This window comes from Streptomyces sp. NPDC127197 (genome assembly GCF_042672405.1).
In the GTDB taxonomy this organism is placed as follows: Bacteria; Actinomycetota; Actinomycetes; order Streptomycetales; family Streptomycetaceae; genus Streptomyces; species Streptomyces flavusporus.
The window spans coordinates 39,099-64,302 of record NZ_JBHXVG010000020.1 but is presented as its reverse complement, the minus strand read 5'-3'; the positions used below and the strand labels follow the sequence as shown (position 1 = coordinate 64,302).

17 protein-coding genes and 1 pseudogene are annotated in these 25,204 nt (G+C 71.5%); 1 reads left to right on the top strand and 17 read right to left on the bottom strand.

Annotation, left to right across the window (positions count from 1 at the left end; translation table 11 throughout):
- Positions 1–3: 3 nt before the first annotated feature.
- Together ACFVJQ_RS27685 and ACFVJQ_RS27680 are read right to left on the bottom strand one after the other, a co-directional pair.
- Positions 4–1,557 carry an acyl-CoA synthetase gene (locus ACFVJQ_RS27685; RefSeq protein WP_385787934.1) on the bottom strand — a complete coding sequence of 518 codons (1,554 nt, stop codon included), beginning with the start codon at positions 1,555–1,557 and terminating at the stop codon, positions 4–6.
- The gene (locus ACFVJQ_RS27680; protein WP_385514982.1) at positions 1,554–2,663 is read right to left on the bottom strand and encodes a nitronate monooxygenase; all 1,110 of its coding nucleotides are present in this window, start codon (positions 2,661–2,663) and stop codon (positions 1,554–1,556) included. The genes ACFVJQ_RS27685 and ACFVJQ_RS27680 overlap by 4 nt, the downstream gene beginning before the upstream one ends.
- 180 nt (positions 2,664–2,843) lie before the next feature.
- Here ACFVJQ_RS27680 and ACFVJQ_RS27675 point away from each other — a divergent pair, with 180 nt between their 5' ends.
- Entirely contained in the window at positions 2,844–4,619 is a 1,776-nt protein-coding gene (locus tag ACFVJQ_RS27675) for a serine hydrolase (protein ID WP_385787931.1), read from the top strand.
- Between the two features lie 20 nt (positions 4,620–4,639).
- Here the strand turns inward: ACFVJQ_RS27675 and ACFVJQ_RS27670 are convergent, their stop codons facing one another.
- The 15 genes and pseudogenes from ACFVJQ_RS27670 to ACFVJQ_RS27600 all read right to left on the bottom strand — a co-directional run bounded on the left by ACFVJQ_RS27670 (position 4,640) and on the right by ACFVJQ_RS27600 (position 25,204).
- Positions 4,640–7,027, bottom strand: a complete 2,388-nt coding sequence (locus ACFVJQ_RS27670; protein ID WP_385787928.1) for a SpoIIE family protein phosphatase — start codon at positions 7,025–7,027, stop codon at positions 4,640–4,642.
- Between the two features lie 109 nt (positions 7,028–7,136).
- Complete coding sequence (locus ACFVJQ_RS27665) at positions 7,137–8,714, bottom strand: phytoene desaturase family protein (protein WP_385787925.1); 1,578 nt, start codon at positions 8,712–8,714, stop codon at positions 7,137–7,139.
- A gap of 61 nt (positions 8,715–8,775) precedes the next feature.
- Positions 8,776–10,998, bottom strand: a complete 2,223-nt coding sequence (locus ACFVJQ_RS27660; RefSeq protein WP_385787922.1) for a tetratricopeptide repeat protein — start codon at positions 10,996–10,998, stop codon at positions 8,776–8,778.
- Positions 10,980–11,906, bottom strand: coding sequence for an oxygenase MpaB family protein (locus ACFVJQ_RS27655; RefSeq protein ID WP_385787919.1), 927 nt, complete (start codon positions 11,904–11,906; stop codon positions 10,980–10,982). The genes ACFVJQ_RS27660 and ACFVJQ_RS27655 overlap by 19 nt, the downstream gene beginning before the upstream one ends.
- Before the next feature lie 253 nt (positions 11,907–12,159).
- The gene (gene mshA / locus ACFVJQ_RS27650; protein ID WP_385514988.1) at positions 12,160–13,524 is read right to left on the bottom strand and encodes a D-inositol-3-phosphate glycosyltransferase; all 1,365 of its coding nucleotides are present in this window, start codon (positions 13,522–13,524) and stop codon (positions 12,160–12,162) included.
- Positions 13,525–13,532: 8 nt separating this feature from the next.
- Positions 13,533–14,429 (bottom strand): formate dehydrogenase accessory sulfurtransferase FdhD, encoded by an 897-nt coding sequence (gene fdhD / locus ACFVJQ_RS27645; protein WP_385787915.1) that lies wholly within the window; start codon positions 14,427–14,429, stop codon positions 13,533–13,535.
- Between the two features lie 73 nt (positions 14,430–14,502).
- A complete protein-coding gene (locus ACFVJQ_RS27640) occupies positions 14,503–15,885 on the bottom strand; it encodes an L-serine ammonia-lyase (RefSeq protein ID WP_385514990.1) in 1,383 nt (460 codons plus the stop codon).
- A gap of 67 nt (positions 15,886–15,952) precedes the next feature.
- Positions 15,953–17,215 carry a serine hydroxymethyltransferase gene (gene glyA, locus ACFVJQ_RS27635; RefSeq protein ID WP_385514991.1) on the bottom strand — a complete coding sequence of 421 codons (1,263 nt, stop codon included), beginning with the start codon at positions 17,213–17,215 and terminating at the stop codon, positions 15,953–15,955.
- Complete coding sequence (gene gcvH, locus ACFVJQ_RS27630) at positions 17,212–17,601, bottom strand: glycine cleavage system protein GcvH (protein ID WP_385514992.1); 390 nt, start codon at positions 17,599–17,601, stop codon at positions 17,212–17,214. Before gcvH ends, glyA begins: the two co-directional genes overlap by 4 nt.
- A gap of 47 nt (positions 17,602–17,648) precedes the next feature.
- Entirely contained in the window at positions 17,649–18,830 is a 1,182-nt protein-coding gene (locus ACFVJQ_RS27625; protein WP_385514993.1) for an NAD(P)/FAD-dependent oxidoreductase, read from the bottom strand.
- A gap of 216 nt (positions 18,831–19,046) precedes the next feature.
- Complete coding sequence (locus ACFVJQ_RS27620; RefSeq protein ID WP_385787910.1) at positions 19,047–20,180, bottom strand: aromatic ring-hydroxylating dioxygenase subunit alpha; 1,134 nt, start codon at positions 20,178–20,180, stop codon at positions 19,047–19,049.
- A 20-nt stretch (positions 20,181–20,200) separates the two neighbouring features.
- The gene (gene solA / locus ACFVJQ_RS27615; RefSeq protein ID WP_385787907.1) at positions 20,201–21,349 is read right to left on the bottom strand and encodes an N-methyl-L-tryptophan oxidase; all 1,149 of its coding nucleotides are present in this window, start codon (positions 21,347–21,349) and stop codon (positions 20,201–20,203) included.
- Positions 21,350–21,410: 61 nt separating this feature from the next.
- A complete protein-coding gene (locus tag ACFVJQ_RS27610; protein WP_385787904.1) occupies positions 21,411–23,858 on the bottom strand; it encodes an FAD-dependent oxidoreductase in 2,448 nt (815 codons plus the stop codon).
- A 60-nt stretch (positions 23,859–23,918) separates the two neighbouring features.
- Positions 23,919–24,119 (bottom strand): annotated as a pseudogene (locus ACFVJQ_RS27605) (MBL fold metallo-hydrolase); the annotation flags it as partial.
- Entirely contained in the window at positions 24,116–25,204 is a 1,089-nt protein-coding gene (locus ACFVJQ_RS27600; protein ID WP_385516306.1) for an S-(hydroxymethyl)mycothiol dehydrogenase, read from the bottom strand. The pseudogene ACFVJQ_RS27605 and the gene ACFVJQ_RS27600, both read right to left, overlap by 4 nt.

The following is a 25,204-nucleotide window of genomic DNA, read 5'->3' as shown; positions in this document are numbered from 1 at the left end:
CGTTCACACGGGACGCGTACGCCCCTCCCAGTACGGCTCCCGCAGCCGCCGTTTGTACAGCTTGCCGTTGGGGTCGCGGGGCATCTCGGCGATGAAGTCGACGCTCTTGGGCCGTTTGTAGCCGGCGAGGTGTGCGGCGCAGTGGTCGAGCAGGGCGGCGGCCAGGGCGGGGCCCGGCTCGTGGCCCGGGGCCGGTTCGACGACGGCCTTCACCTCCTCGCCCCAGTCGTCGTGCGGGATGCCGAAGGCGGCGGCGTCGGCGACGGCGGGGTGGGCGAGCAGGGCGGACTCGATCTCGGCGGGGTAGATGTTGACGCCGCCGGAGATGATGAGGTCGATCTTGCGGTCGCGGAGGAAGAGGTAGCCGTCCTCGTCGAGCACGCCGAGGTCGCCGACGGTGAAGAAGTCGCCGATGCGGTTCTTCCGCGTCTTCGCCTCGTCCTTGTGGTAGCTGAAGCCGCCCGTGGTCATCTTCATGTAGACGGTGCCGAGTTCACCGGGCGGGAGCCGGTTGCCGTCGTCGTCGAAGATCGCGAGTTCGCTGATGGGCCAGGCCTTGCCGACGGTGCCGGGTTTCTTCAGCCAGTCCTCGGTCGTGGCGAAGGCGCCGCCGCCCTCGCTGGCCGCGTAGTACTCCTCCACGCAGTCGCCCCACCAGTCGATCATGGCCCGTTTCACATGGTCGGGGCAGGGCGCGGCGCCGTGGATGGCGTGCCGCATGGCGGAGACGTCGTAGCGCGCCTTCACGTCCTCGGGGAGGGCCAGCAGCCGGTGGAACTGGGTCGGGACCATGTGGGTGTGCGTGCACCGGTGGGCGTCGATGAGGCGGAGCATCTCCTGCGGGGTCCACTTGTCCATGAGGACCAGCTGGTGCCCGATATGCAGGGACGCGCCCGCGAACTGGAGGACGGCCGTGTGGTAGAGCGGCGAGCAGACCAGGTGCACGTTGTCGTCGAAGGGCCTGATGCCGAAGATGCCGAGGAAGCCGCCGAGGTAGGCCTCTTCGGGGAGCTTGCCGGGCAGCGGGCGCCGGATGCCGCGCGGGCGGCCCGTCGTACCGGAGGTGTAGTTCATGACCCAGCCGAGGGTGCGGTCGGCGGGTGCCGACTCCGGTTGCCCCTCGAGGAGTCGGTCATACGGGAGGAAGCCCTCGACCTCGCCGACGGCGTACCGGTGGGTGGGCGGGAGGCCGGCCTCGTCGGCGGCGCGGCGGGCCTGTCCGGCGAAACGCTCGTGGGCGAGGAGGACCTTGGCGCCGGAGTCGGAGACGATCCAGGCGATCTCGGGGCCGACGAGGTGGTGGTTGACTGGGACGAGGTAGAAGCCGGCCTGGGTGGCGGCCAGGTACGCGGTGAAGAACTCGGCCGAGTTGGGGAGGACGACGGCGAAGGCGTCGCCGCGTTCCATCCCGGCCGCGCGCAGGCCGTGGACGAGGCGGTTGGCGGCGGCGTGCAGACGTCCGGCGGTCCACTGCTCGCCGTCCGGCGCGATCAGGACCGTGCGGCCGGGGTCCTGGGTGGCCTGGGCCCAGAAACCGGCAGGGGGTGTGCTCGTCACTGGCCGCTCCTTCCGGCGATGCGGTTGATGCGGTCCACGGCCTGCTCGAAGCCGCGGGTGAGGTCGTCGAAGACGGCCTGGACGCTGCGCTCGCTGGTCATCCGGCCGACGATCTGACCGACCGGCGTGCCGAGCAGCGGTTCCACCTCGTACCTCTGGATGCGCGACACCGCGTCGGCGACCAGCAGGCCCTGCAGCGGCATGGGCAAGGTGCCCGGTCCGGCGGGGTCGTCCCAGGCGTCGGTCCACTCGGTGCGCAGCTGGCGGGCGGGCTTTCCGGTCAGGGCGCGGGAGCGGACGGTGTCGCCGGACTCTGCGGCGAGCAGTTTGCGGGTCAGGGCGGGCGAGTGGAGGTCGGCCTCGGTGGTGGTCAGCCAGATGGAACCCGTCCACACTCCCTGGGCGCCGAGGGCGAGCGCTGCGGCCGCCTGCTGTCCGCTGCCGATGCCGCCGGCGGCCAGCACGGGCAGCGGGCCGACGGCGTCGACGACCTCGGGGGTGAGCACCATGGAGGCGATCTCGCCGGTGTGGCCGCCCGCCTCGTACCCCTGGGCCACGACGATGTCGATGCCGGCGTCCTTGTGCTTGCGTGCGTGCCGGGCGCTGCCCGCGAGCGCGGCGACCAGCACGCCCCGGTCGTGGGCGCGGGCGATGACGTCGGCGGGCGGTGAGCCGAGGGCGTTGGCGAGCAGCCTGATCGGGTAGTCGAAGGCGACGTCGAGCTGGGTGCGGGCGACCTGCTCCATCCAGCCGGTGATGCGCCATCCCGATGCCTCGCCGTCCGGGAGTTCCGGCACTCCGTACTTGGCGAGGGTGTCCGCCACGAACTGCCGGTGCCCCTGCGGGATCATCGCCTCGACGTCGGCCTCGGAGACGCCCTCCACCTTCTTCGCGGGCATGACCACGTCCAGGCCGTAGGGCCTGCCCTCGGCGTGGGCCTCGATCCAGTCGAGGTCGCGCTTGAGGTCGTCGGGGGCCGTGTAGCGGACCGCGCCGAGCACTCCGAAGCCGCCGGCCCGGCTGATGGCAGCGGCGACGGCGGGGAACGGCGTGAAGCCGAAGACGGCGTACTCGACTCCCAGTTTCTTGCTCAGCTCCGTCTGCATGGGCGCAGGATGCCGCAGCCCGGCGGACGACGGAAGAGGTTTTCTGACGTGGCGTCAGATTTCTGGTCACCCCACAGGGACCGCACGCCCCATTGACACATCCCGCGCCTGACAGGAAAGTTTCACTCCGCAAGGCGATCCCGGAAAGATACTTTCAGCCTGCGTACGGGAGGGTCCTCGATGGGCGAAGAGATGACGACCGGGCTCACGCGCCGTCAACTGGGAACGCAGGCCCTCGCCTTGGGCGGCGCCCTCGCCCTGGCACCCTTCCCGGCGGGACCGGCCGCGGCCGCCCTGGCGGGCTCGAGCCACCCGACCCTGCGCCACGGCTCGCCCGAACGCGCGGGGCTGCTGCCCGCCCACCTGCGCCAACTCGTCGCCGACGCCGAGAAGTCCCTCGGCCCCTCGCCCAAGTACCCCTGGTACGCCGGTGCCGTGCTGCTCGCCGGGCGCGGCGGGGTCGTGGCGCTGCACGAGCCGATCGGGATGGCGGTGCGCTATGCCGCGTACGACGAGAAGACCGACACCGGCGTCGAGTTCCCGGCCGGGGAGCAGATCCCGATGGCCGAGGACACCGTCTTCGACCTCGCGTCCGTGTCCAAGCTGTTCACCTCCATCCTCGCCGTGCAGCAGATCGAGCGGGGGACGCTGGAACTGGAGGCGGCGGTCGCCTCGTACCTGCCGGACTTCGCGGGCGGGGGCAAGCAGGACATCACGGTCCGTCAACTGCTCACGCACACCTCGGGATTCCGTGCGTGGATACCGCTGTACAACGCGCCGAGCTACGAGGAGAAGCTCCGGCTCATCTGGAACGAGGCGCCGCTCAGCGCACCGGGGACCACCTACCTCTACTCGGACCTCAACCTGATCTCCCTCCAGCTCGTCCTGGAGAAGATCACCGCTCGCACTCTGGATGCCCTGCTCCACGACGAGATCACCGCTCCACTCGGGATGCACCGCACTCGTTTCAACCCGCCCGCCTCCTGGAAGCCGAAGATCGCCGCCACGGAGGACGCCCGAAAGCCCTGGTCGGGGCTGGACCGTGGCCTGGTGTGGGGCGAGGTGCACGACGAGAACGCCTTCAGCCTCGGCGGTGTCGCGGGCCACGCGGGGGTGTTCTCCAACGCGTGGGACCTGGCCGTGCTGGGCCGCACGCTGCTCAACGGCGGCCGCTACGGCCGGGAGCGCATCCTGCAGCCGGAGTCCGTGGAGCTGATGTTCACCGACTTCAACACCGCCTTCCCCGGGGACGAGCACGGCCTCGGCTTCGAGCTCTACCAGCACTGGTACATGGGCGCGATGGCCACCCCGCGCACGGCGGGACACACCGGCTTCACCGGCACCTCACTCGTCCTCGACCCGACGACCGACTCGTTCCTCGTCGTCCTCGGCAACTCCGTGCACCCCGTGCGCAGTTGGCGCTCCGGTTCCGCGCCCCGGGTCGCCGCCGCGAACAACCTGGCGCGCGCCGTACCGGTCCGCCCGGCGCGGGGACGTACCGCCTGGTACTCCGGGATGGCGAGCGCGACCACCGCAACCCTCACGCTGCCCGCACTCGACACGTCCTTGGGCGGGGCACGGCTGCGCTGCGCCCTGTGGTGGGACACGGAACCTCGGGCCGACGCGCTCGTCCTCGAGTCCTCCGCGGACGACGGCGACACCTGGCAGCCGGTCCCGTTCACGACGGCACGCCACGGCGAGGAACCCGAGGCCCACCCGGCCGGGCTGGCCACCGGATGGTCGGGACGCGTCTGGCACCGGCTCACGGCGGACCTCCCGCCGGCCCCACGGCTCGCGCTGCGCTGGCGGTACACCACCGACCGGCTGTACGTCGGCCGTGGCGCCTACGTCGACGCCCTGCGGGTCGAGGCCGGCCGCACCGTCCTCTTCGACGAGGCGCGCCCTGCCGACGCGGCCCGCATCACGGCGACGGGCTGGGCCGCTTCCGCAGACTGACGGCCCGGGAAGGTCCCGGCTCACCCCGTCGGCAGTGCCTGTTCCGCCCAGATGGTCTTGCCCGTGCCGCTCGGGCGGGTGCCCCAGCGTTCGGTGAGCTGCGCGACCAGCAGCAGTCCTCGGCCGCCCTCGTCGTAGATGCGGGCCCTGCGCAGATGCGGTGAGGTGCTGCTCGCGTCGGAGACCTCGCAGATGAGCGTGCGGTCGCGGATGAGGCGCAGCTGGATGGGGGCGCCGCCGTAGCGGATGGCGTTGGTGACCAGTTCGCTGACCACCAGCTCCGTGACGAACGCGGTCTCGTCAAGCCCCCAGCGCGTCAGCTGTTCGGTGGCTCGCTGCCGCGCGGTGCCGACCTGAGCCGGGTCGGCCGGCAGGTCCCAGACGGCCACCTGGTCGGCGTCCAGGGCACGGGTGCGGGCGACCAGCAGGGCCACGTCGTCGACGGGGGTGTCGGGGAGGAGCGAGCGCAGCACGGTGTCGCAGACGTCCTCCAGACTGTCGGCCGGTGCCGCCAGCGCGGCGCACAGTTCGGCCGTGCCCGCGTCCACGTCGAAATCACGGGCCTCGACGAGCCCGTCCGTGTACAAGGCCAGGATGGCGCCTTCCGGCAGTTCCAGTTCGGTGGCCTCGAACGGCAGTCCGCCCACGCCGAGCATCGGCCCGGCCGACATCTCGATCACCTCGACGGTCCCGTCCGGGCACCGCAGGACGGGCGGCGGATGCCCGGCGGCGGCGACGGTGCAGCGCCGGGACACCGGGTCGTACACCGCGTACAGGCAGGTCGCCGCGATCTCTCCGGCGGCCTGGTGCTCGTCGCCCGCGAGATGGCCGACCAGGTCGTCCAGGTGGGTGAGGAGTTCGTCCGGCGGCAGATCGACGTCGGCCAGCGTCCACACCGCCGTACGGAGTCGTCCCATGGTCACGGAGGCGTGGATGCCGTGGCCGACGACGTCCCCGACGACCAGCGCGACCCGGGTCCCGGACAGCGGGATCACGTCGAACCAGTCCCCGCCGACGCCCGCCTGGGACAGCGCGGGCAGATAGCGGGAGGCGGCCTCGACCGCGGCCTGTCCCGTCACTACCTGCGGCAGCAGACTGCGTTGCAGCGCGAGCGCGGTGGTCCGCTCCCGGGTGTAGCGACGGGCGTTGTCCACGCACACGGCCGCGCGGCTGGCCAGCTCCTGCGCGAGCGACACGTCGTCGCGGTCGAAGGCGTCGGGAGCCTCCGGGGTCAGCGTGCGGACGAGGACGGCCACCCCCAGCGTCGTACCGCGGGCGACCAGCGGTACCGCCATCAGCGAGAACTCGGCGGTCCCCGCGTCCTGCAGGGCGGCGTGGCGTGCGTCGTGCCGCGCGAGCCATGCGTCGAGATCGCCCTCTCCGGTCCGGCTGACGACGGGGTCGCCCGTGGCGAGCGCACGAGCCGGAGGTGACTGCGGTGGATAGACGTCCACCGCGCCGAGGTGGATCACCGCCTCCGGCACCCCGGTGGTGAGGGAGTGGTGTGCGACCCGGCGCAACTCCACCGCGGAGTCCACCGCGCCCACGGCGGGTTCCTCGCCCTGGATCACCGAGTCCAGCAGGTCGACGCTGGCGAAGTCCGCGAGCCGGGGCACGACCAGTTCGGCCAGTTCGCGGGCGGTGTGGACGACGTCCAGTTTGGTGCCGATGCCGGCCGCGGCCTCGTTCAGCATGGCCAGCCGCTGTCGCGCCCAGTGCTGCTCACTGCTGTCCAACGCCGCGAGGGCGGTGCCGATCAGTTCACCGGAGTCATCCCGCACGGGCCACATTTCGATGTTCCACGCGTGCATGCGCCGTCCGGACGGAGCGCGCGTCCAGCTCTCGTAGTGGACCGGCTGTCCGGTGTCCACCACCTTCTTCAGATGGTGCAGGAATCCGCGGCTGTGCTCGGCGTCCTCGACGGTGTCCGGGAAGTAGCGGTGCAGGAACTCCGCCTCCGGCCTGCCCATGACCTGACAGGCCACGTCGTTCATCCGCAGGTACCGCTGCTGGGTGTCGAAGACGGACATCGACACGGACGCCTGCCGGAACACCAGCTCGCCCAGCGTCCGCGCCTGCTCGTCCGGCGTCGCGGTGATCACATGCTCCTGCGGCTGTCCGTCGGCTCCCGCCAGTGCACAGATGCGCAGCGCCAGCTCCGTGCGGCGCCCGTCCCGGTGCCGTACGGCCATCACGGCGGCGCCCGTGCGGCGCAGGTCGCGCCAGGCGGAGCCGGCGTCGCCGTCCACGAGGTCGGCGGCCGGCCGGCCGGTCACCTCCTCGGCGGTGTACCCGGTGAGCAGGCGTGCCCCTTCGCTCCAGCCCGTGACGATGCCGCGCGTATCGACCACCGCCATGGCGTCACCGGCTGTGGCCGCTCGCGCTTCGTCGCGCGGCGACGTCACCATGTGTACGAGCATCCCGCGCTCCGCGACCGCCATCAAGCCCGGTCCGTTCCGCCCCGTCCGCCCCGGGCATCACACAGCGCAGCCGTCGCGGCCCTCTCTGCATCGGGCGTCACCCGGCGAAGCCGTCGGCTCCCTCCAGCACCGCCATCGCCGCGTTGTGCCCGGGCACCCCGCTGACCCCGCCGCCGCGCACCGCGCCCGCCCCGCACAGCAGCACGTTGGCGTGCCGGGTCTCCACGCCCCAGCGGCCGGTGCCTTCCTGGGCGTACGGCCAGGACAGTTCGCGGTGGAAGATGTTGCCACCTGGCAGCCGCAGGTCACGTTCCAGGTCGAGCGGGGTCCTGGCCTCGATGCACGGCCGGCCGTCGGCGTCGGTGGCCAGGCAGTCGGCGAGGGGCTCGACCAGGTGGGCGTCGAGCTGGTCGACGGTCGCCTTCAGCAGCGCGTCGCGCACGGCGTCGTTGTCCCGGGCGAACAGGCGGGCGGGGGTGTGCAGGCCGAACAGGGTGAGGGTCTGGTAGCCCTGCTCGACCAGGTCCGGGGCGAGGATCGTCGGGTCGGTCAGGGAGTGGCAGTAGATCTCGGACGGCGGGGCGGCGGGCAGTTCACCGGCCGCGGCCTGGGCGTACGCGGTGGCCAGCTGCTCGTATCCCTCGGCGATGTGGAAGGTGCCGGCGAACGCCTCGCGCGGATCCACCGACGTGTCGCGCAGTCGTGGCAGCCGCTTGAGCAGCATGTTGACCTTCAGCTGGGCGCCCTCTGCGGGGGCGGGCGGGGTGTCGCCGGTGAGCGCGGCCAGTTCCTGCGGCGAGGCGTTCACCAGGACATGGCGGGCGACGGCGACGCCTTCCCCGTCGTGGGTGCGGTAGGTGACCTCGGCGGTGCTGCCGTCGGTGGCGATCCGCAGCGCCTCGTGCCCGGTGGCGATGACGGCGCCCGCCCCGCGGGCCGCGTCTGTCAGCGCGCCGGTCACGGCGCCCATGCCGCCGACCGGTACGTCCCAGTCGCCGGTGCCGCCGCCGATCACGTGGTACAGGAAGCAGCGGTTCTGCCGGAGTCCGGCGTCATGGGCGTCGGCGAAGGTGCCGATCAGTCCGTCGGTGAGGACCACGCCCCGGACCAGGTCGTCGGCGAAGTGGTCCTCGACGGCGACGCCGATCGGCTCCTCGAAGAGCATCCGCCAGGCATCCGCGTCGTCGATCCGGCGGCGCAGCTCGTCACGGGTGGGCAGCGGCTCGGTCAGCGTGGGGAACACGGCTCGGGCGACGCGTGCGGTCCTGCCGTAGAAGCGCTGCCAGGCCTCGTACTCGCGCTCGCCGCCGGTCAGCCGGGCGAAGGCCGCCCGGGTCCGCTGCTCGCCGCCGCCCACGAGCAGGCCGCTCGGGCGGCCGCCGCGCTCGACGGGCGTGTACGAGGAGATCGTGCGGGTACGCAGGCGGACGTCCAGGCCGAGGTCCCGGACGATCTTCTGCGGGAGCAGGCTGACCAGGTACGAGTAGCGCGACAGCCGGGCGTCGACGCCGGGGAAGGGGCGGGTGGAGACGGCGGCGCCCCCGGTGTGGTCCAGCCGTTCCAGCACCAGGACCGACCGGCCGGCCCGGGCCAGGTAGGCGGCGGCGACCAGGCCGTTGTGGCCGCCGCCGACGATGACGGCGTCGTATGCGCGATGTCCCTCGTGTGCAGGCATGGCTCTTCGTAACACGGGGTGATCCGCCTCGGCCAGAGCGGGCCAGAGCGGGCGGTGCGGATCAGGCGTCGCCGGCCGCCCCCTGTCGGCGCAGAACCGCGACCCTGCGGTACAGCTCGACCGCCTCCTGTCCGCGGCCGAGCTGTTCCAGGCAGTGGGCCTCGTCGTTGCGGCTGGCGAGGGTGTCGGGGTGGTCCGGGCCGAGGACGCGTTCGCGGGCGGCGGCCACCGCGCGGTACTCCGCCAGCGCGTCCGCCCAGCGGCCGAGCCAGCCCAGGCCGACCGCGACCTCACGGCGGCTGACCAGGGTGTCCGGGTGGTCCGGGCCGAGGACGCGTTCGCGGATCGCACACACGTCGCGGGACTCGGCGAGGGCCTCCTCCCAGCGTCCGAGGCGGCCGAGGTTGACGCCGAGGCCGTGCCGGGCGCGCAGGGTCTCGGGATGGTCGGGGCCGTGCACACGGGTGCGGTCGTCGATCAGGTCGCGGTACAGCTTCAGCGCGTCCGTGCTGCGGCCGAGGCGGCCGAGACTGATGCCGATCTCGTAGCGGGCGGCGAGGGTGTCGGGGTGGTCGGGGCCGAGGGCCTGGGCGCGGGCCTCGGCGACCTCGCGGTAGGTCTCCAGCGCCTCCGGCCAGCGGCCCAACTGGCCCAGTGCGTAGGCGACCTCGTAGCGGGTGACCAGGGTGTCGGGGTGGTCGGGGCCGAGGACCCGGGCGCGGGCGGCGGCGACATCCGACGCCATGCGGTACGAGTCCTCCAGGCGGCCCAGCCTGCTGAGGTTGAAGGCGAGGTTGTGCCGGCAGCGCAGGGTGTCGGGGTGGTCGGGGCCCATCGTGCGCTCCCGGGCGGCGAGCACCCGCGTGTACTCCTGGTGCGCGTCGAAGGGCCGCCCCAACTGGCCCAGTACGTAGGCCGTTTCCTGCCGGGCGGCGAGGGTGTCGGCGTGGTCGGCGCCGAGCACGCGTTCCCGGGCCCGGGCGACGTGCGTGTACTCGCGCAGCGCGTCCGCCGCGCGTCCGGTGCGGCTGAGGGCGAAGGCGATCTCGTAGCGGCTGGCGAGGGTGTCGGGGTGGTCCGGGCCGAGGAGGTGCTCGCGTTCGGCGGCGACCGCTCGGTGCACTTCGCCCGCCTCGGCCCAGCGGCCCAGCCGCCCCAGGCTCAGACCCGCGTTGTGCCGGCCGGCCAGCGCGGTGAGCACCTCGGTGGACGGGGTCGGTGGTGTGGCCGGGACGCGGGTGGGGATGCGCTCCGTGCCGGGGCGGGCGATCCACTCGCTGGTGAGCGCGGCACCGGCGTCCGGCGGTGTGGTGCGCAGCGCGGCGCCGGCCGCCTTGTGGCCGGTGGTCATGCCGCGGGTCCAGGACGGCAGCCGCGGTTCGGAGGCCGCCGGCTCGGGCTGCGCGGTGACGACCGTCGGCACGTAACCAGGCGTGCTACGGCCCGCGCTGATCCTGCGCCCCAGCTCGGCGGCGTCGCGCGGACGTTGCTCCGGAAGCTTGGCCAGCAGGTCCAGGATGATCTGCTCGAGGTAGGCCGGCAGCTCGGCACGGTGGGTGCGCGGTGGCGCGGGCGGCGTGTCGCGGTGGCCGACGAGGATCGCCCAGGCGTCGTCGAGGTCGAACGGCGGTACGCCGGTGGCGAGTTCGTACAGCACGCACCCCAGTGAGTACAGGTCGCTGCGCTGGTCGACCTCGTCCCCGCCGATCTGCTCCGGCGACATGTAGTGCGGGGTGCCCATCGCGACACCGGTGCCGGTCAGCCGGGAGGTGAAGCCGATGTCGGCCCCGAGGCGGGCGATGCCGAAGTCGCAGATCTTCACCGTGCCGTCGGTCAGGCGCACGATGTTGGCGGGTTTCAGATCCCGGTGCACGATGCCCTGCCGGTGCGTGTAGGCGAGGGCCGCGGCCACCTGATCGGCGATGTCGACGATGTCGGGTACGGGCAGCGGATGGTGCTTGTTGTCCTCCAGGAGCTGGCTGAGGTTGCGGCCCTGCAGCAGTTCCATGACGAGGAAGAGGACGCCGTCGGACTCGCCGAAGTCGTGGACGACGGTCACGCCGCGGTGCTGAAGCGCGGCGGCCACCCGGGCCTCGCGGCGAAACCTTTCCCGCAGCACCCGGGTGAAGGACTGGTCGTGGTGCGGGCCGAGGGGTTTGAGGCACTTCACGGCGACGTGCCGGCCGAGCGACTCGTCGCGCGCCCGCCACACCTCGCCCATGCCCCCGCGCCCGATCAGGTCCAGCAGCCGGTACCGGCCCTGGATCAGCCTGGTCTCCCCCATCGCGTGCCGTCGCCCCCGTCGCTGTCCGCCGCGCCCTCCCCTGGCCCGTCCAGTATGGCGACCTGTGGTTCGAGTTTGTACGGTGCCGGGCGGGCGTCGGGGCCGAGTCGCGCCATCGCCCGCAGGATGTGCTGGGGCGGGAGTTGCCAGCGCACCCGGGCGGGAATGGCACGCAGCAGGGTGCCGGTGAGCCGCAGGTGGCGGGTGACGGTCGCGGGTGCCGGGGCCGCACGCCCGTACAGCTCGTGGGCGTACGACGGCAGGGAGGCGTACGCCAGTCCGGCCACGCGCCGCCACAGCAGCTCGCGCGCCGGTACCAGCAGCGGGTGCGTCGGCGGCCGGCGCAGAAAGTCGTCGACGTCCCGCGCCTCGGGTCCGGCGGTGAGTTCGGGCCGCACCTTCACGAAGTAGGCGGCCATCTCCGCCCGGTCGGCGGGTACGGCGGCCGGGTCGAGGCCCACCAGGCGGGCGCTGACCCGGTGTTCGGCGATGTAGCGGTCGGCCTGGGCGTCGGTGAGCGGGTAGCCGGAGCGGCGCAGGACGTGCAGGTAGGAGTCGATCTCGGCGCAGTGCACCCACAGCAACAGGTCGGGTTCGTCGATCCCGTATTCCTGACCCGTCTCCGGATCGGTCGCCGTGAGCATGCTGTGGATCTTCCGGACCCGGGCGCCCGCCCGCTCGGCGGCCTCGGTGGTGCCGTACGTCGTGGTGCCGACGAAGTTCGCGGTGCGCATGAGCCGCCCCCAGGCGTCGCGCCGGAAGTCGGAGTTCTGCATGACGCCGCGCACCGCGCGCGGGTGCAGCGCCTGGAGGTAGAGCGCGCGGATTCCGGCGACCCACATCATGGGGTCGCCGTGCATCTGCCAGGTCACCGACCGTGGAGTGAACAGCCCCGGATCAGCCGCCATGCCGGCAGGTGTGACCACGGCCACTGGTTGTCACCTCTTGTTGCTGTCGACCTGTGCTTTTGCCAACCAGCGGCAGCATCACACTGAGCCGACTACCAAGCCTTCTACCAGTCCCTGCCCAGGTTGACAGTGGATCATTCACTCGAAACTGTGCTCAGTTGCAGACGCTGCACGACTTCACCCGCTGGAAGCGCGAGGGGCGGCTGCTGCAGTTCGGCGGCGACGACACGGAGCGCCGCCCCCCCCTGCTCGATCACGAGATTCGGTGAAGCCGACGCTCGTGCAGGGCCGCCGTGTACACATCCGCCGTCGCCGCTGCGGCCGTGGCCCAGCCGAAGGAACGGGCATGCCGGACCGCGGCCTCGCTCATGCGGGCGGAGCGGGCCGGGTCGTCGGCGAAGCCGCACAGCGCCCGCGCGTAGTGCGCTGGATCGTGCCCTGGTACGAGAACGCCGCTCACCCCGTTTCGTACTGCCACCGGCAGGCCACCGACCTCTGCGGCGATCACCGGGGTGCCGCAGGCCTGCGCCTCGACGGCCACCAGACCGAAGGACTCGCTGTGGGACGGCATGACCAGGACGGACGCCGCCCGGTACCAGTCGGCGAGCTGGTCTTGGACGACCGGTGGCCGGAACAGCACGACGTCCGAGATGCCGAGGCAGGCCGCCAGCTTCTGCAGCCCTTCCGGCTTGGCCAGGCCGCTGCCGCTCGGCCCTCCCACGACCGGCACCACGATCCGCTCACGCAGCCACGGCCGCTCCTCCAGCAGCCGGGCCACCGCGCGCAGCAGGACGTCCGGCGCCTTCAGCGGCTGTATGCGGCCCACGAACAGCGGTATGAGCGCGTCCTGCGGCAGCCCGAGGCGGGATCGGGCCGCGGACCGGCCGGCCTCGACACCACGGGCGTCGGGCCGGAAGCGCTCCAGGTCGACACCGGGGTGGACGACGGCGACCCGGCCGGTGTCGGCGTCGTAGTGCCGGAGCAGTTCGTCCGCTTCCTTCTCGGTGTTCGCTATCAACCGGTCGGCGGCCCGTACGACTTGTGTCTCGCCGAACACACGGGCCGTCGGCTCGAGGGTGTCGCCCTCGGCGAGGGAGGCGTTCTTGACCTTGGCCATGGTGTGCATGGCGTGGACGAGCGGGACGCCCCAGCGCTCGGCGGCGAGCCGGCCGACGTGGCCGGAGAGCCAGTAGTGGGAGTGGACCAGGTCGTAGTGGCCGGGGTGGTGGCCGGCCCAGGCCTGCGTCACGCCGTGGGTGAAGGCGCACAGCTGGGCGGGGAGGTCCTCCTTGGCGAGGCCCTCGTAGGGTCCGGCGTCCACGTGCCGTACCAGGACGCCGGGCGCGAGTTCGACGCTGGGCGGGAGCGCGGCCGAAGTGGCCCGGGTGAAGATCTCCACCTCGATGTCGATGGCGGCGAGGCGCTTGGCGAGCTCGACGATGTAGACGTTCATTCCGCCGGCGTCGCCGGTGCCGGGCTGGTGCAGCGGTGAGGTGTGCACGCTGAGCATCGCGACGCGGCGGGGGCGGCCGTGGGCGTCGGGTGGCCGCACCCGGGGCGGGCCGACGAGCGTGCTGCCGTGGGCACGGCTGTCCTGCAGCCCTTCGAGCCGGGTCATGTACTGGTTCACCTCGCCGGCCCTCCGGCCATGGGCTCGGCATGCAGGTCGAGGCGGTGCTCGCCCGCGTACACGTTCATGGAGCCGCCGCGCAGGAAGCCGACGAGCGTGAGCCCGGTCTCCGCCGCCAGGTCCACGGCGAGGGAGGACGGCGCCGAGACCGCCGCCAGCACCGGAATGCCCGCCATCACCGCCTTCTGCGCCAGCTCGAAGGACGCCCGCCCGGACACCAGCAGAATGCTCCGGGACAGCGGCAGTTCGCCGGACTGCAGCGCGCGGCCGATCAGCTTGTCGACGGCGTTGTGCCGACCGACGTCCTCCCGCAGGTCCAGCAGTTCGCCCTCGGGTGAGAACAGTCCGGCGGCGTGCAGCCCACCGGTGCGGTCGAACACCCGCTGCGCGGCCCGAAGTCGGTCGGGCAGGATCGCCAGCAGTTCGGGGGCGACTCGGACCGGGGGTGTGTCGGCGATCGGCCACCACGCCGTGGTCCGTACGGCGTCCAGGCTGGCCTTCCCGCACAGGCCGCACGACGACGTGGTGTACACGTTTCGCTCAAGCGTGATGTCAGGTACCGGCACGCCGGGGGCAAGCTGCACGTCGACGATGTTGTACGTGTTCGAGCCTCCCCCACTCTCGACTTCGCTCGAGCGGGAGGGACCCCCACGCGTGGCGCCCGCGCAGTACACGATGTTCGCCACATCCGAGGCCCGGCCCACGACGCCCTCGCTCACCAGGAATCCGGCGGCGAGCGCGAAGTCGTCCCCGGGCGTGCGCATGGTGATCGCCAGCGGCTTGCCGCCCAGCCGGATCTCCAGTGGCTCCTCCGCGACCAGCGTGTCGGGGCGCGTGCTCAGCGCACCGTCCCGGATCCGCAGCACGCGCCGTCGCTCGGTGACCCGCCCCATGGCCTCACTCCCGGTTCTGTCGGTGGACGTCGTTCCGCTCCTCGTCCGGCGCCCCGGAGCTCCGTCCGCCGCCTCAGCACTCGATGACGTTGACGGCGAGGCCGCCGCGGGCGGTCTCCTTGTACTTGACCTTCATGTCAGCGCCGGTCTCCTTCATGGTCTTGATGACCTTGTCGAGGGAGACGTGGTGACGGCCGTCGCCGCGCAGGGCCATACGGGCGGCGGTCACGGCCTTAACCGCGGCCATGCCGTTGCGCTCGATGCACGGGATCTGGACGAGGCCACCGACGGGGTCGCAGGTGAGACCGAGGTTGTGTTCCATGCCGATCTCGGCGGCGTTTTCCACCTGTTCGGGGCTGCCGCCGAGCACCTCGGCGAGACCACCGGCGGCCATGGAGCAGGCGGAGCCGACCTCGCCCTGGCAGCCGACCTCGGCGCCGGAGATGGAGGCGTTCTCCTTGAAGAGCATGCCGATGGCGCCCGCGGCGAGCAGGAAGCGGACGATGCCGTCCTCGTCGGCGCCCGGCACGAAGTCGAGGAAGTAGTGCAGTACGGCGGGGATGATGCCCGCCGCGCCGTTCGTGGGGGCCGTCACGACCCGGCCGCCCGCGGCGTTCTCCTCGTTCACCGCCATCGCATAGAGGGTCACCCACTCCATCGCGCGGCCCGCCGCATCGCCCTCGCTGCGCAGCGCCCGGGCCGCCGCCGCGGCCCGGCGACGGACCTTCAGTCCGCCGGGGAGGATGCCCTCGCGGCCCAGGCCTCGGGAGACGCAGGCCTCCATGACCCGCCAGATCTCCAGCAGACCCGCGCGGATCTCCTCCTCGGTTCGCCAGGCCTTCTCGTTCTCCAGCATCAGCGCCGAGATCGACAGACCGGTCTCCCGGGAGAGCCGCAGCAGCTCGTCACCCGTGCGGAACGGATGGGGCAGCACGGTGTCGTCGAGCTTGATCCGATCCGCGCCGACCGCGTCCTCGTCGACGACGAAGCCGCCACCCACCGAGTAGTACGTCTTCTCCAACAGCGGCACACCGTCGGCGTCGTACGCGAAGAGGATCATGCCGTTGGCGTGGTACGGCAGCGAGCGCCGGCGGTGGAGAACCAGCTGGGTCGAGACGTCGAAGTCGATCTCGTGGGCCGGGCCGATCTCGGCACCGAGGAGACGGATGCGCCCGGTGCTGCGGATCCGCTCGACGTCCAGGTCGGCCTGCGCGACGTCGACCGTGTGCGGTTCGTTGCCCTCAAGACCGAGCAGCACCGCCTTGGGGGTGCCGTGGCCGTGGCCGGTAGCACCGAGGGAGCCGAACAACTCCGCCCGCACCGCTGCGGTCTGGGCGAGCACGCCGTCCTGCTTCAGCCGGGCGACGAACATCCCGGCGGCACGCATCGGGCCGACGGTGTGCGAACTGGACGGGCCGATGCCAATGGAGAACAGGTCGAAGACGCTGATTGCCACGCCATACTCCGAGGGATTGGAGGGGCGTGCCGAGCGGTCACGGGCACGCCCCTGCGGGAGGTGTCGGTTACAGGCCGGGGTAGAGGGGGTGCTTGTCGGCCAGGGCCTTCACCCGGGCCTTCAGCGCCTCCGCGTCGTACGACGGCTTCAGCGCCTCGGCGATGACGTCCGCGACCTCGGCGAAGTCCTCGGCCTGGAAGCCGCGGGTGGCGAGGGCGGGCGTGCCGATGCGCAGGCCCGACGTGACCATCGGCGGGCGCGGGTCGTTCGGGACGGCGTTGCGGTTGACCGTGATGCCGACCTCGTGCAGGCGGTCCTCGGCCTGCCGGCCGTCCAGCTCGGACTCACGCAGGTCGACCAGGATCAGGTGGACGTCCGTGCCGCCGGACAGGACGTTCACGCCGGCCTCACGGGCGTCGGCGGCCGTCAGCCGCTCGGCGAGGCTCTTCGCGCCCTCGACCGTACGGCACTGACGCTCCTTGAACTCCTCCGAAGCGGCGACCTTGAAGGACACCGCCTTGGCCGCGATCACGTGCTCCAACGGGCCGCCCTGGAACCCCGGGAACACGGACGAGTTCAGCTTCTTCGCGAAGTCCTTGCTGCGGGCGAGGATGATGCCGCCGCGCGGCCCGCCCAGCGTCTTGTGCGTCGTGGACGTCACCACGTCCGCGTACTCGACCGGGTTCGGGTGCAGACCCGCCGCGACCAGACCCGCGAAGTGCGCCATGTCCACCCACAGGTACGCCTCGACCTCGTCGGCGATCCGGCGGAAGGCGGCGAAGTCCAGCTGCCGCGGGTACGCCGACCACCCGGCGATGATCACCTTCGGGCGGTGCTCCTTGGCCAGCCGCTCCAGCTCCGCCATGTCGACCAGACCCGTCTCGGAGTCCACGTGGTACGCGACCACGTTGAACTGCTTGCCCGAGAAATTGATCTTCATGCCGTGGGTGAGGTGGCCGCCGTGCGCCAGGTCCAGCCCCAGGATCGTGTCACCGGGCTGGGCCAGCGCGAACAGCGCGGCCTGGTTGGCCGAGGCGCCCGAGTGCGGCTGGACGTTGGCGTACTCGGCGCCGAACAGCTCCTTGAGGCGGTCGATGGCGATCTGCTCGGCGACGTCGACGTGCTCGCAGCCGCCGTAGTAGCGGCGGCCGGGGTAGCCCTCGGCGTACTTGTTGGTCAGGACCGAGCCCTGCGCCTCCAGAACCGCGACCGGCGCGAAGTTCTCGGAGGCGATCATCTCGAGGGTGGACTGCTGGCGCTCCAGCTCGGCGTCGACCGCGGCGGCGACCTCGGGGTCGAGCTCGTGCAGGGGCTGGTTGAACAGGGTCATCGGCGGTCTCCTTGTGTGTGGGCGCAGTGGGCGGCATAGGCATCTGCGGACAGTGCGCCGGCGATGTTCTCGACCCGTAGCCGGAACAGCCAGCCGACGGTGTAGGGAGCGGCCGTGACGATGCCGGGGTCGTCGGCCAGCGCGGCATTGACTTCCAGGACCCGGCCCGAGGCGGGGGCGTACAGGCCGCTGACGGCTGTCAGTGACTCGATCTCGCCACAGCTCTCCCCCGCCTCGACCCAGGTGCCGACTTCGGGCAGTCGGAGGTGGACGACGTCGCCGAGGGCCTGCGCCGCGAACGCGGTGATGCCGACGGTGGCGTTGCCCTCGTCCACGACCAGCCACTCGTGATCCCAGGTGTAACGCAAGTGCCGCGGAATGCTCATGGCGGTCTCCCATGCGGATTGCGTGAGGGGGAGTTGAGGCGGGGAACTCATGAGACGGCGGCCGCGGCGGCGGGGACGAGGGTGCGGCGGAGCCGGTTGAAGAACTTCGGCTGGTTGAGGGAGAGCACGGCGACGGGGGTGCCCTCGCGCCGGTAGACGGCCGTGAAGGTGCGGCTGTCGACGTCACCTTCGACAACTTCGGGCTCGGCGCCGGGGGCGACGTGTCCGGCGAGCTGGATGCGCACCTGGTACTGGTCGGACCAGAAGTACGGCGCGGTGAGCGGGGCGGGGGCCGACACACCGGTCAGCAGCGTACGGGCGGCGGTCTTCGCCTGCTCGGTGGCGTTGCTCCAGTGCTCGATGCGGGCGTGCCGTCCGGTGAACGGGTTGGGGCAGCGGGCGACGTCACCGACGGCGACCACGCCCGGGACACCGGTCGAGCAGCCGACGTCGCACACCACGCCGTCGTCCACCTGCACGCCGGAACCGGCGAGCCAGTCGGTGGCGGGCCTGACACCCACCCCGACCACCACGATGTCGGCGGGCAGCACCCGCCCGTCCGCCAGCCGTACGCCGGTAACCCGGCCCTCGCCGACGAGTCCCGCCACGCCGGTTCCGCACAGCAGGCGAACCCCGTGATCGTTGTGGAGCGAGGAGCACACCAGCCCCATCTCGCGCCCCAGTTGGCGTTCCAGCGGTACGTCGAGCGCCTCGACGACGGTGACGTGAAGCCCGAGCCGGTGGGCGGTGGCCGCCACCTCGGCGCCGATGAAGCCGGCACCGATGACGACGACCCTGGGCAGGCCTTCCAACAGCTCGGCGCGCAGGGCCTGGGCATCGTCCAGAGTGCGCAGGGTGTGGACACCGGCCAGCCCGTCCGTGCCGGGGAGCGTCCGGGGACTGGCGCCGGTCGCGACGACGACCCCGTCGGTGCGCACATGCCGTCCTCCGGCCAGGGTGACGGTCCGGGCGACGGGGTCGAGCCGCACCGCGCGCTCGCCGAGCAGCCACTGCACGTCCAAGTCCTCGTACTCGTCCGCGTCACCGAGCGCGAGCGCGTCGGCGTCGAGGCCCCCTTTGAGGAAGTCCTTGGACAGCGGCGGACGGTCGTAGGGAGTGTGGCGCTCCTCGCCGATGACGACTATTTCGCCGTCGTAGCCCTCTGCGCGCAGCGCGCGGACCGTACTCAGGCCTGCGAGGGACGCTCCGACGACGGTGATGCTCCTCATGTCGGCTCCAGACGGAGAGTTGTCTCACATGACACAACAATCATCGTTATACGCAACAAGCTTTCTGCGAGGTGCGTCGCTTGTCAAGGGAGGATTCGTAGATCAATTCCTGATGGCGCTCAATGTTGCGCATTTCGCAACGGAAGCCCCGTGGCCCGTCCACCTGCCGGAGGGGCCACAACAGCAGGTGGACGGGCGGTACCGGGGCGGGAGGGATCAGTGCGTGGGCCGCACCTCGAGCTTGTTCTGCAGCCAGGTGTGGAATTCGCCGATGTGGTGCTCGCTGGGCACCAGCACGCCACCCTTGGCGTACGCCTTCGAGCTCATTCCGGGCTGCGTGCGCTCGCAGGCGTCGAAGTCCTGCTGGTTGACCCGGTGGAAGAGTTCCACGGACCGGCTGACGTCCTTGCCGCTCTCGACGACGTGCGGGAGGTAGAGCCAGTCGCACTCGACGATCGTGCGGTCCACGGACACCGGATACATCCGGTGGAAGATCACGTGGTCGGGGACGAGGTTGATGAAGACCTGCGGCCGGACGGTGATGGCGTAATAGCGGCGGTCCTGGTCCTCGGCGACCCCGGGAATGCGGTCCAGGCCCTCGGAGCCGTCCACGGTGAAGCCGTGGACGTCCTCACCGAACTCGGCACCGTGGCCCACGTAGTACTGGGCCGCGTAGCCGTCCGCGAACTCAGGGAGCACTTCGGTGAGTTCGGGGTGGATCGTGGCGCAGTGGTAGCACTCCATGAAGTTCTCGATGATGAGCTTCCAGTTGGCCTTCACGTCGTAGGTGATACGGCGGCCCACCTGGAGGTTCTCGATGCCGTAGCGCTCGATCGACTCGACGTCGCCGAGACGGGCGACGACCTCACCGATGACGTCCTCCTCGAAGGAGGGCGAGTTCTCCGCCAGGCACACCCACACATACCCGAGCCACTCCCGCACATGGACGTTGATCAGGCCGTACTCGGTGCGGCCGACATCGGGCATCGACGTCAGGTTCGGCGCGGCGACGAGCTTGCCGTCCAGGCCGTAGGTCCAGGCGTGGTACGGGCACTGGAAGGCCCGCTTGACCTCGCCGGACTCCTCGGTGCACAGCTTGGCCCCGCGGTGCCGGCAGATGTTGAGGAACGCCTTGATCGAGCCGTCCCGCGAGCGGGAGATCAGCACGCTCTCCCGTCCGACCTGGTAGGTGCGGAAGGCGCCGGGCTTGGCCAGTTCGGCGGCGCGGGCCACGCAGAACCACATGGCCTCGAAGACCCGCTCCTGCTCCTGGGCGAAGACCTGGGGGTCGGTGTAGTACTCGCCGGACAGCGTGGGGATCAGGCTGGGCGGCAGATTTGTGATGGTCATCGTGTCACCTTCGGAAGACGTCAGACGCGCACGCGGCGGGGGTCGAACAGGGCAATGGGGTGGTCGGTGGTGCCTTCGGTGGCCAGGTCGGCGAGGATCTCCCCGATGACGGGGACGAACTTGAACCCGTGGCCGGAGAAGCCGCAGGCCACGGTCACCTGCGGGTGCTCGGGGTCCCGGGCGAGGACGAAGTGCTCGTCCGGGGTGTTGGCGTACATGCAGGCCGCGGCCTTGAGGAAGCGGCCGGGCAGGGTGGGGATGCGCGGGCGCAGATACTCGGCCATGACCGCGATCTCGTCCGGGTGGATCCGGCGGTCGAGGGTGTCGGGGTCGCTGGGGACGCCCTTGCGGAAGAAGGCGACCTTGGCGCCGCCGTCGGGGCCGTCGAGCGAGGGGAAGCCGTAGATCTGGGTTCCGTCCGGGTCCTCCCAGATGTAGACGGGGTGCCGGTCGGCGGTGAACGGGCCGGTTCCGCCCTCGGGCTGGAACCAGTACATGACCTGACGCTCCACCGTCACGCTCACGCCGAGGTCGGTCAGGAGCTTCGGCGCCCAGGCCCCGGGGGCGATGACCAGCCGGTCGGCGGTGTAGGCGCCGCGGTCGGTCACCACCCAGGCCCTGCCGCCCGGGCCGTCGGCCTCCCAGCCGAGGACCATTTCGGCGAAGTGCAGATCGGCGCCGTGGACCCGGGCCGGGTCCAGGTGGGCCGTGACGGTCGCCTCGGGCCGGGCGATGCCGGCCTTGCGCTCGTAGAAGGCGACGTCTTCCGCCGCCGGGTTGAAGGTGGGGAAGCGGCGCCGGATATCGGCCGCGGCAAGGACCTCGTGGTCCAGGCCCCACTCGTGGGCGCTGCGCAGCGTGCCGGCGAAGGCCGTGCTGTCCTCGCGGCCGATCATGAGAGCGCCGGTTTCGGTGAAGACCTCGCGTCCGGAGTCGGCGGCGAGCTTCTCCCACAGTTCGTGGGCGCGGAGGAGCAGTGGTACGTAGGCCGGGTCCTCGAAGTAGGCCTGCCGGTAGATCCGTGATCCGCCGTGGCTGGAGCCGAGGTTGTGGGCCGGGCCGAAGCGCTCCAGGCCGAGCACTCGCTGACCGCGGGCGGCGAGGTGATAGGCAGCTGCGCTGCCCATCCCGCCCAGGCCGACGACGATCACGTCGTACGAAGAGGCCATGTGTCCATCTCCTGGGAATCTTGCCGATGAGGGTGTGGTTCTGCTGGTGCTCGGGGCCGGTTCAGCGACGGATACGGAACATCTCGGGGTCGAACAGGGGCTCGGCGGCGGTGAGGGCCGCGACCTTGGCGCCGAAGTACTCGATCTCCACCGGGGTTCCGGGAGCGGCGTGTTCGGCGGGCAGCCAGGCGTAGGCGATCGGTGCGCCGATGGTGTAGCCGTAGGCAGCGCTGGTCACGTAGCCGACCGGCCGGCCGTCCACGTAGACGGGTTCGTGGCCCATCACCACGGACTGCTGGTCCTGGATGACCAGAGGGGTGAGCCGGCGGGTGACCGTCTCGTCGCTGATCCCCTCGAGCGCGGACTTGCCGGTGAAGTGCTCCTTGGTGCGTCGGACCGCGAAGCCGAGGCCGGCCTCGTATGGGTTGTGCTCAGTGGTCATGTCATGACCCCAGGAGCGGTAACCCTTCTCCAGACGCAGGCTGTTGAAGGCGCCGCGGCCGGCGGCGATGATCCCCAGCTCCTGCCCGGCCTCCCACAAGGTGTCCCACAGCTTGGCGCCGAGGTCGGCCGTGGTGTAGAGCTCCCAGCCGAGTTCGCCGACGTAACTCAGCCGCATCGCGGTGACCGGGACGTCGCCGAGGTAGGCCTGCTTGGCCTTGAAGTAGCCGAATCCCTGGTGCGAGAAGTCGGTGTCGGTCAGCGACTGTACGAGGTCGCGGGCGCGCGGGCCCCATACGCCCAGGCAGCAGGTGCCGGCGGTGATGTCGCGCACCTGCACCGAGCCGTCGCCCGGCAGGCGCCGGCGCAGCCAGTCCAGGTCGAGGTTGCCGTTGGCGCCGATCTGGAAGCGCTCGGCCTCCAGGCGGGCGATGGTCAGGTCGCTGCGGATGCCGCCGGCGGCGTCGAGCAGCAGAGTGTAGGTGACCGAGCCGACCGGCTTGTCGAGCTGATTGGTGGTCAGCTTCTGGAGGAAGGAGAGCGCTTCGGGGCCCGTGACCTCCAGCCGCTTCAGCGGGGTCATGTCGTACAGGGCCACGCGTTCGCGGGTGACGAGGGCCTCGGCGCCGGCGATCGGCGACCAGTAGCGGGACGCCCAGGCGGCCCGGCCGGGGATGCGGGCCACCTCGGGCAGGGCGGCGTTGGCCTCGTACCAGTGCGGGCGTTCCCAGCCGCCGCCCTCCAGGAAGACCGCGCCGAGGGCCTCCTGACGCGAGTGGAAGGGGCTGATCCGCAGGGGACGCGGGGACTCCATGGGCTGCAACGGGTGCAGGATGTCGTACACCTCGACGAAGTTCTGGCAGCTGCGCTCGTGTACGTAGGAGGGCGCCAGCTGCACCTCCTCGAAGCGGTTGACGTCGCACTCGTGGACGTCGGTGCCGGGCCGGCCGTCGACCAGCCACTCGGCCATGGCCTTGGCCACGCCGGCCGAGTGGGTGACCCACACGGCCTCCGCGAGCCAGAAGCCCTGCACCTTGGGCGACTCGCCCATCAGCGGCATGCCGTCGGAGGTGAAGGAGAAGATGCCGTTGAAGCCCTCCTCGATCTTCGCGTCGGCCAGGGACGGGAGCAGGGCGAGGGAGTCGGCCCAGGCGCCCTCGAAGTCGGCCTCGGTGAACTCCAGCGAGGACGGCATCACGGCGTCACGCGGGTGCGCCACGTCGTCCAGGCTGACGGGCATGGGCCGGTGGGCGTAGGAGCCGATGCCGATCCGGTCGACGAGTTCGCGGTAGTACAGGCCGGCGTCCTGGTTGCGCAGGATCGGCAGGGACGCCTCGGTGCGCTCGTCGTTCCGCCCGGCGAGCAGCGGGAGTTCGGTGGTGCGGGCGTACTGGTGGGCCAGGGGCACGAGCGGCACCGGCTGCCCGACCATGCGGCCGATCTTCGGGCCCCAGAAACCGGCGCAGGAGACCACGATGTCCGCCGGGAAGGTCCCCTGGTCCGTGACGACCGCGCTGACCCGGTCTCCGGTCGTCTCGATCCCGGTCACGGTGTGGTGGGCGTGGAAACGGGCTCCGCGGGCCGTTGCCAGGCGGGCCTGCGCCTCGCTCGCCCGCAGCGCCTTGGCCAGGCCGTCACTGGGGATGTGGAGGCCGCCGAGGATCCGCTCCGGGTCCAGCAGGGGGTGCAGTGCGGCGGACTCCTCGGGCGTCAGCAGGCGGCTGTCGACTCCCCAGGAGGTCAGCCAGCCGTGCCGGCGCTGGATCTCCGCGAGCCGTTCGGGGCTGGTGGCCACCTCCAGGCCGCCGACCTGCCGGAAGCACCACTGCCCGTCCAGGGTCAGCGCGCTGTACTTCTCCACCGTGTACCGGGCGAACTCGGTCATCGTCTTGGACCCGTTGGTCTGGAACACCAGACCGGGGGCGTGCGAGGTGGAGCCGCCCGTGGCGAAGAGCGGACCCTGCTCCAGGACGGTGACGTCCGTCCAGCCTCGTGCGGTCAGTTCGTCGCTGAGTGCGCACCCGACGATACCGGCGCCGATGATGACCACCTTCGACTGTGCCGCCATGGTCTTCCTCCAGATTCGTGTGCGGTGACGGGCGGGTCAGTGGCCTCGGGCGATCCAGTCGTTCACGTGGTCGTTGTGCGAGTGCGTGCACACGACGGCGACCAGGCGCCGGTTGCCGACGGCCGCGGCGATCGCCTCGGCGTCGCTCACGAGGACCTCGTCGTCGTTGCCGATCAGCCAGACGTTGTTGTCCACCTCCCACCTGCCGCCGTCCAGTTGGAAGGTTCCGGAGGTGACGAGGTGCTCGATCCGCGCGGTCACAGGACCACCACCGAGCGCAGGACCTCGCCGTGGTGCATCTTGGCGAACGCGGCCTCTACGTCGTCCAGGCCGATCGTCTCGCTGACGAAGTCGCCCAGGTCGAAGCGGCCCTGGAGGTAGAGGTCGATCAGGGCGGGGAAGTCCCGGGAGGGCAGGCAGTCGCCGTACCAGGAGGACTTCAGGGCCCCGCCGCGGCCGAACACGTCCAGCAGGGGCAGGTCGAGGGTCAGCTCCGGGGTGGGTACGCCCACCAGGACGGCGGTGCCGGCCAAGTCACGGGCGTAGAAGGCCTGCTTGAAGGTCTCGGGACGGCCCACCGCGTCCACGACGACGTCGGCGCCGAAGCTGCCGGTGAGGTCACGGATCGCCTCGACGGCGTCGGTCTTGGAGGAGTCGACGGTGTCGGTGGCGCCGAACTGCTCGGCCCACTTCAGCTTCCGCTCGTCGACATCGACGGCGATGATGCGGCCGGCGCCGGCCACCTTGGCACCCGCGATGGCGGCCATGCCCACCCCGCCGCAGCCGATCACCGCGATCGAGTCGCCGCGGCCGACGCCGCCGGTGTTGACCGCGGCGCCGAAGCCGGCCATGACGCCACAGCCGAGCAGGCCCGCCGCCGCGGGGGATGCTGTCGCGTCCACCTTGGTGCACTGGCCGGCGGCGACCAGGGTCTTCTCTGCGAAGGCACCGATACCGAGGGCCGGGGAGAGCGGGGTGCCGTCGGCCAGCGTCATCGGCTGGGTGGCGTTGTGGGTGGCGAAGCAGTACCACGGCTTGCCCTTGCGGCAGGCCCGGCACTGGCCGCCGCAGACCGCGCGCCAGTTGAGCACGACGAAGTCGCCGGGTGCCACCTCGGTGACGCCCTCGCCGACCGCCTCGACGACGCCTGCGGCCTCATGGCCGAGCAGGAAGGGGAACTCGTCGTTGATCCCGCCCTCCCGGTAGTGCAGGTCGGTGTGGCAGACGCCGCAGGCCTGTACCTGCACCAGCGCCTCACCGGGGCCGGGGTTCGGCACCAGGATGGTCTCCACCGAGACCGGTGCGCCCTTCTTCCGGGCGACGACGGCGCGTACCTCGTGTGTCAC

Coding starts and splice junctions, on each gene's coding strand:
- ACFVJQ_RS27680 (WP_385514982.1), bottom strand. CDS start 2,663: ATGCAGACGGAGCTGAGCAAGAAACTGGGAGTCGAGTACGCCGTCTTC.
- ACFVJQ_RS27675 (WP_385787931.1), top strand. CDS start 2,844: ATGGGCGAAGAGATGACGACCGGGCTCACGCGCCGTCAACTGGGAACG.
- ACFVJQ_RS27670 (WP_385787928.1), bottom strand. CDS start 7,027: ATGGTGACGTCGCCGCGCGACGAAGCGCGAGCGGCCACAGCCGGTGAC.
- ACFVJQ_RS27665 (WP_385787925.1), bottom strand. CDS start 8,714: ATGCCTGCACACGAGGGACATCGCGCATACGACGCCGTCATCGTCGGC.
- ACFVJQ_RS27660 (WP_385787922.1), bottom strand. CDS start 10,998: ATGGGGGAGACCAGGCTGATCCAGGGCCGGTACCGGCTGCTGGACCTG.
- ACFVJQ_RS27655 (WP_385787919.1), bottom strand. CDS start 11,906: ATGGCGGCTGATCCGGGGCTGTTCACTCCACGGTCGGTGACCTGGCAG.
- mshA (WP_385514988.1), bottom strand. CDS start 13,524: ATGACCCGGCTCGAAGGGCTGCAGGACAGCCGTGCCCACGGCAGCACG.
- fdhD (WP_385787915.1), bottom strand. CDS start 14,429: ATGGGGCGGGTCACCGAGCGACGGCGCGTGCTGCGGATCCGGGACGGT.
- glyA (WP_385514991.1), bottom strand. CDS start 17,215: ATGACCCTGTTCAACCAGCCCCTGCACGAGCTCGACCCCGAGGTCGCC.
- gcvH (WP_385514992.1), bottom strand. CDS start 17,601: ATGAGCATTCCGCGGCACTTGCGTTACACCTGGGATCACGAGTGGCTG.
- ACFVJQ_RS27625 (WP_385514993.1), bottom strand. CDS start 18,830: ATGAGGAGCATCACCGTCGTCGGAGCGTCCCTCGCAGGCCTGAGTACG.
- ACFVJQ_RS27620 (WP_385787910.1), bottom strand. CDS start 20,180: ATGACCATCACAAATCTGCCGCCCAGCCTGATCCCCACGCTGTCCGGC.
- solA (WP_385787907.1), bottom strand. CDS start 21,349: ATGGCCTCTTCGTACGACGTGATCGTCGTCGGCCTGGGCGGGATGGGC.
- ACFVJQ_RS27610 (WP_385787904.1), bottom strand. CDS start 23,858: ATGGCGGCACAGTCGAAGGTGGTCATCATCGGCGCCGGTATCGTCGGG.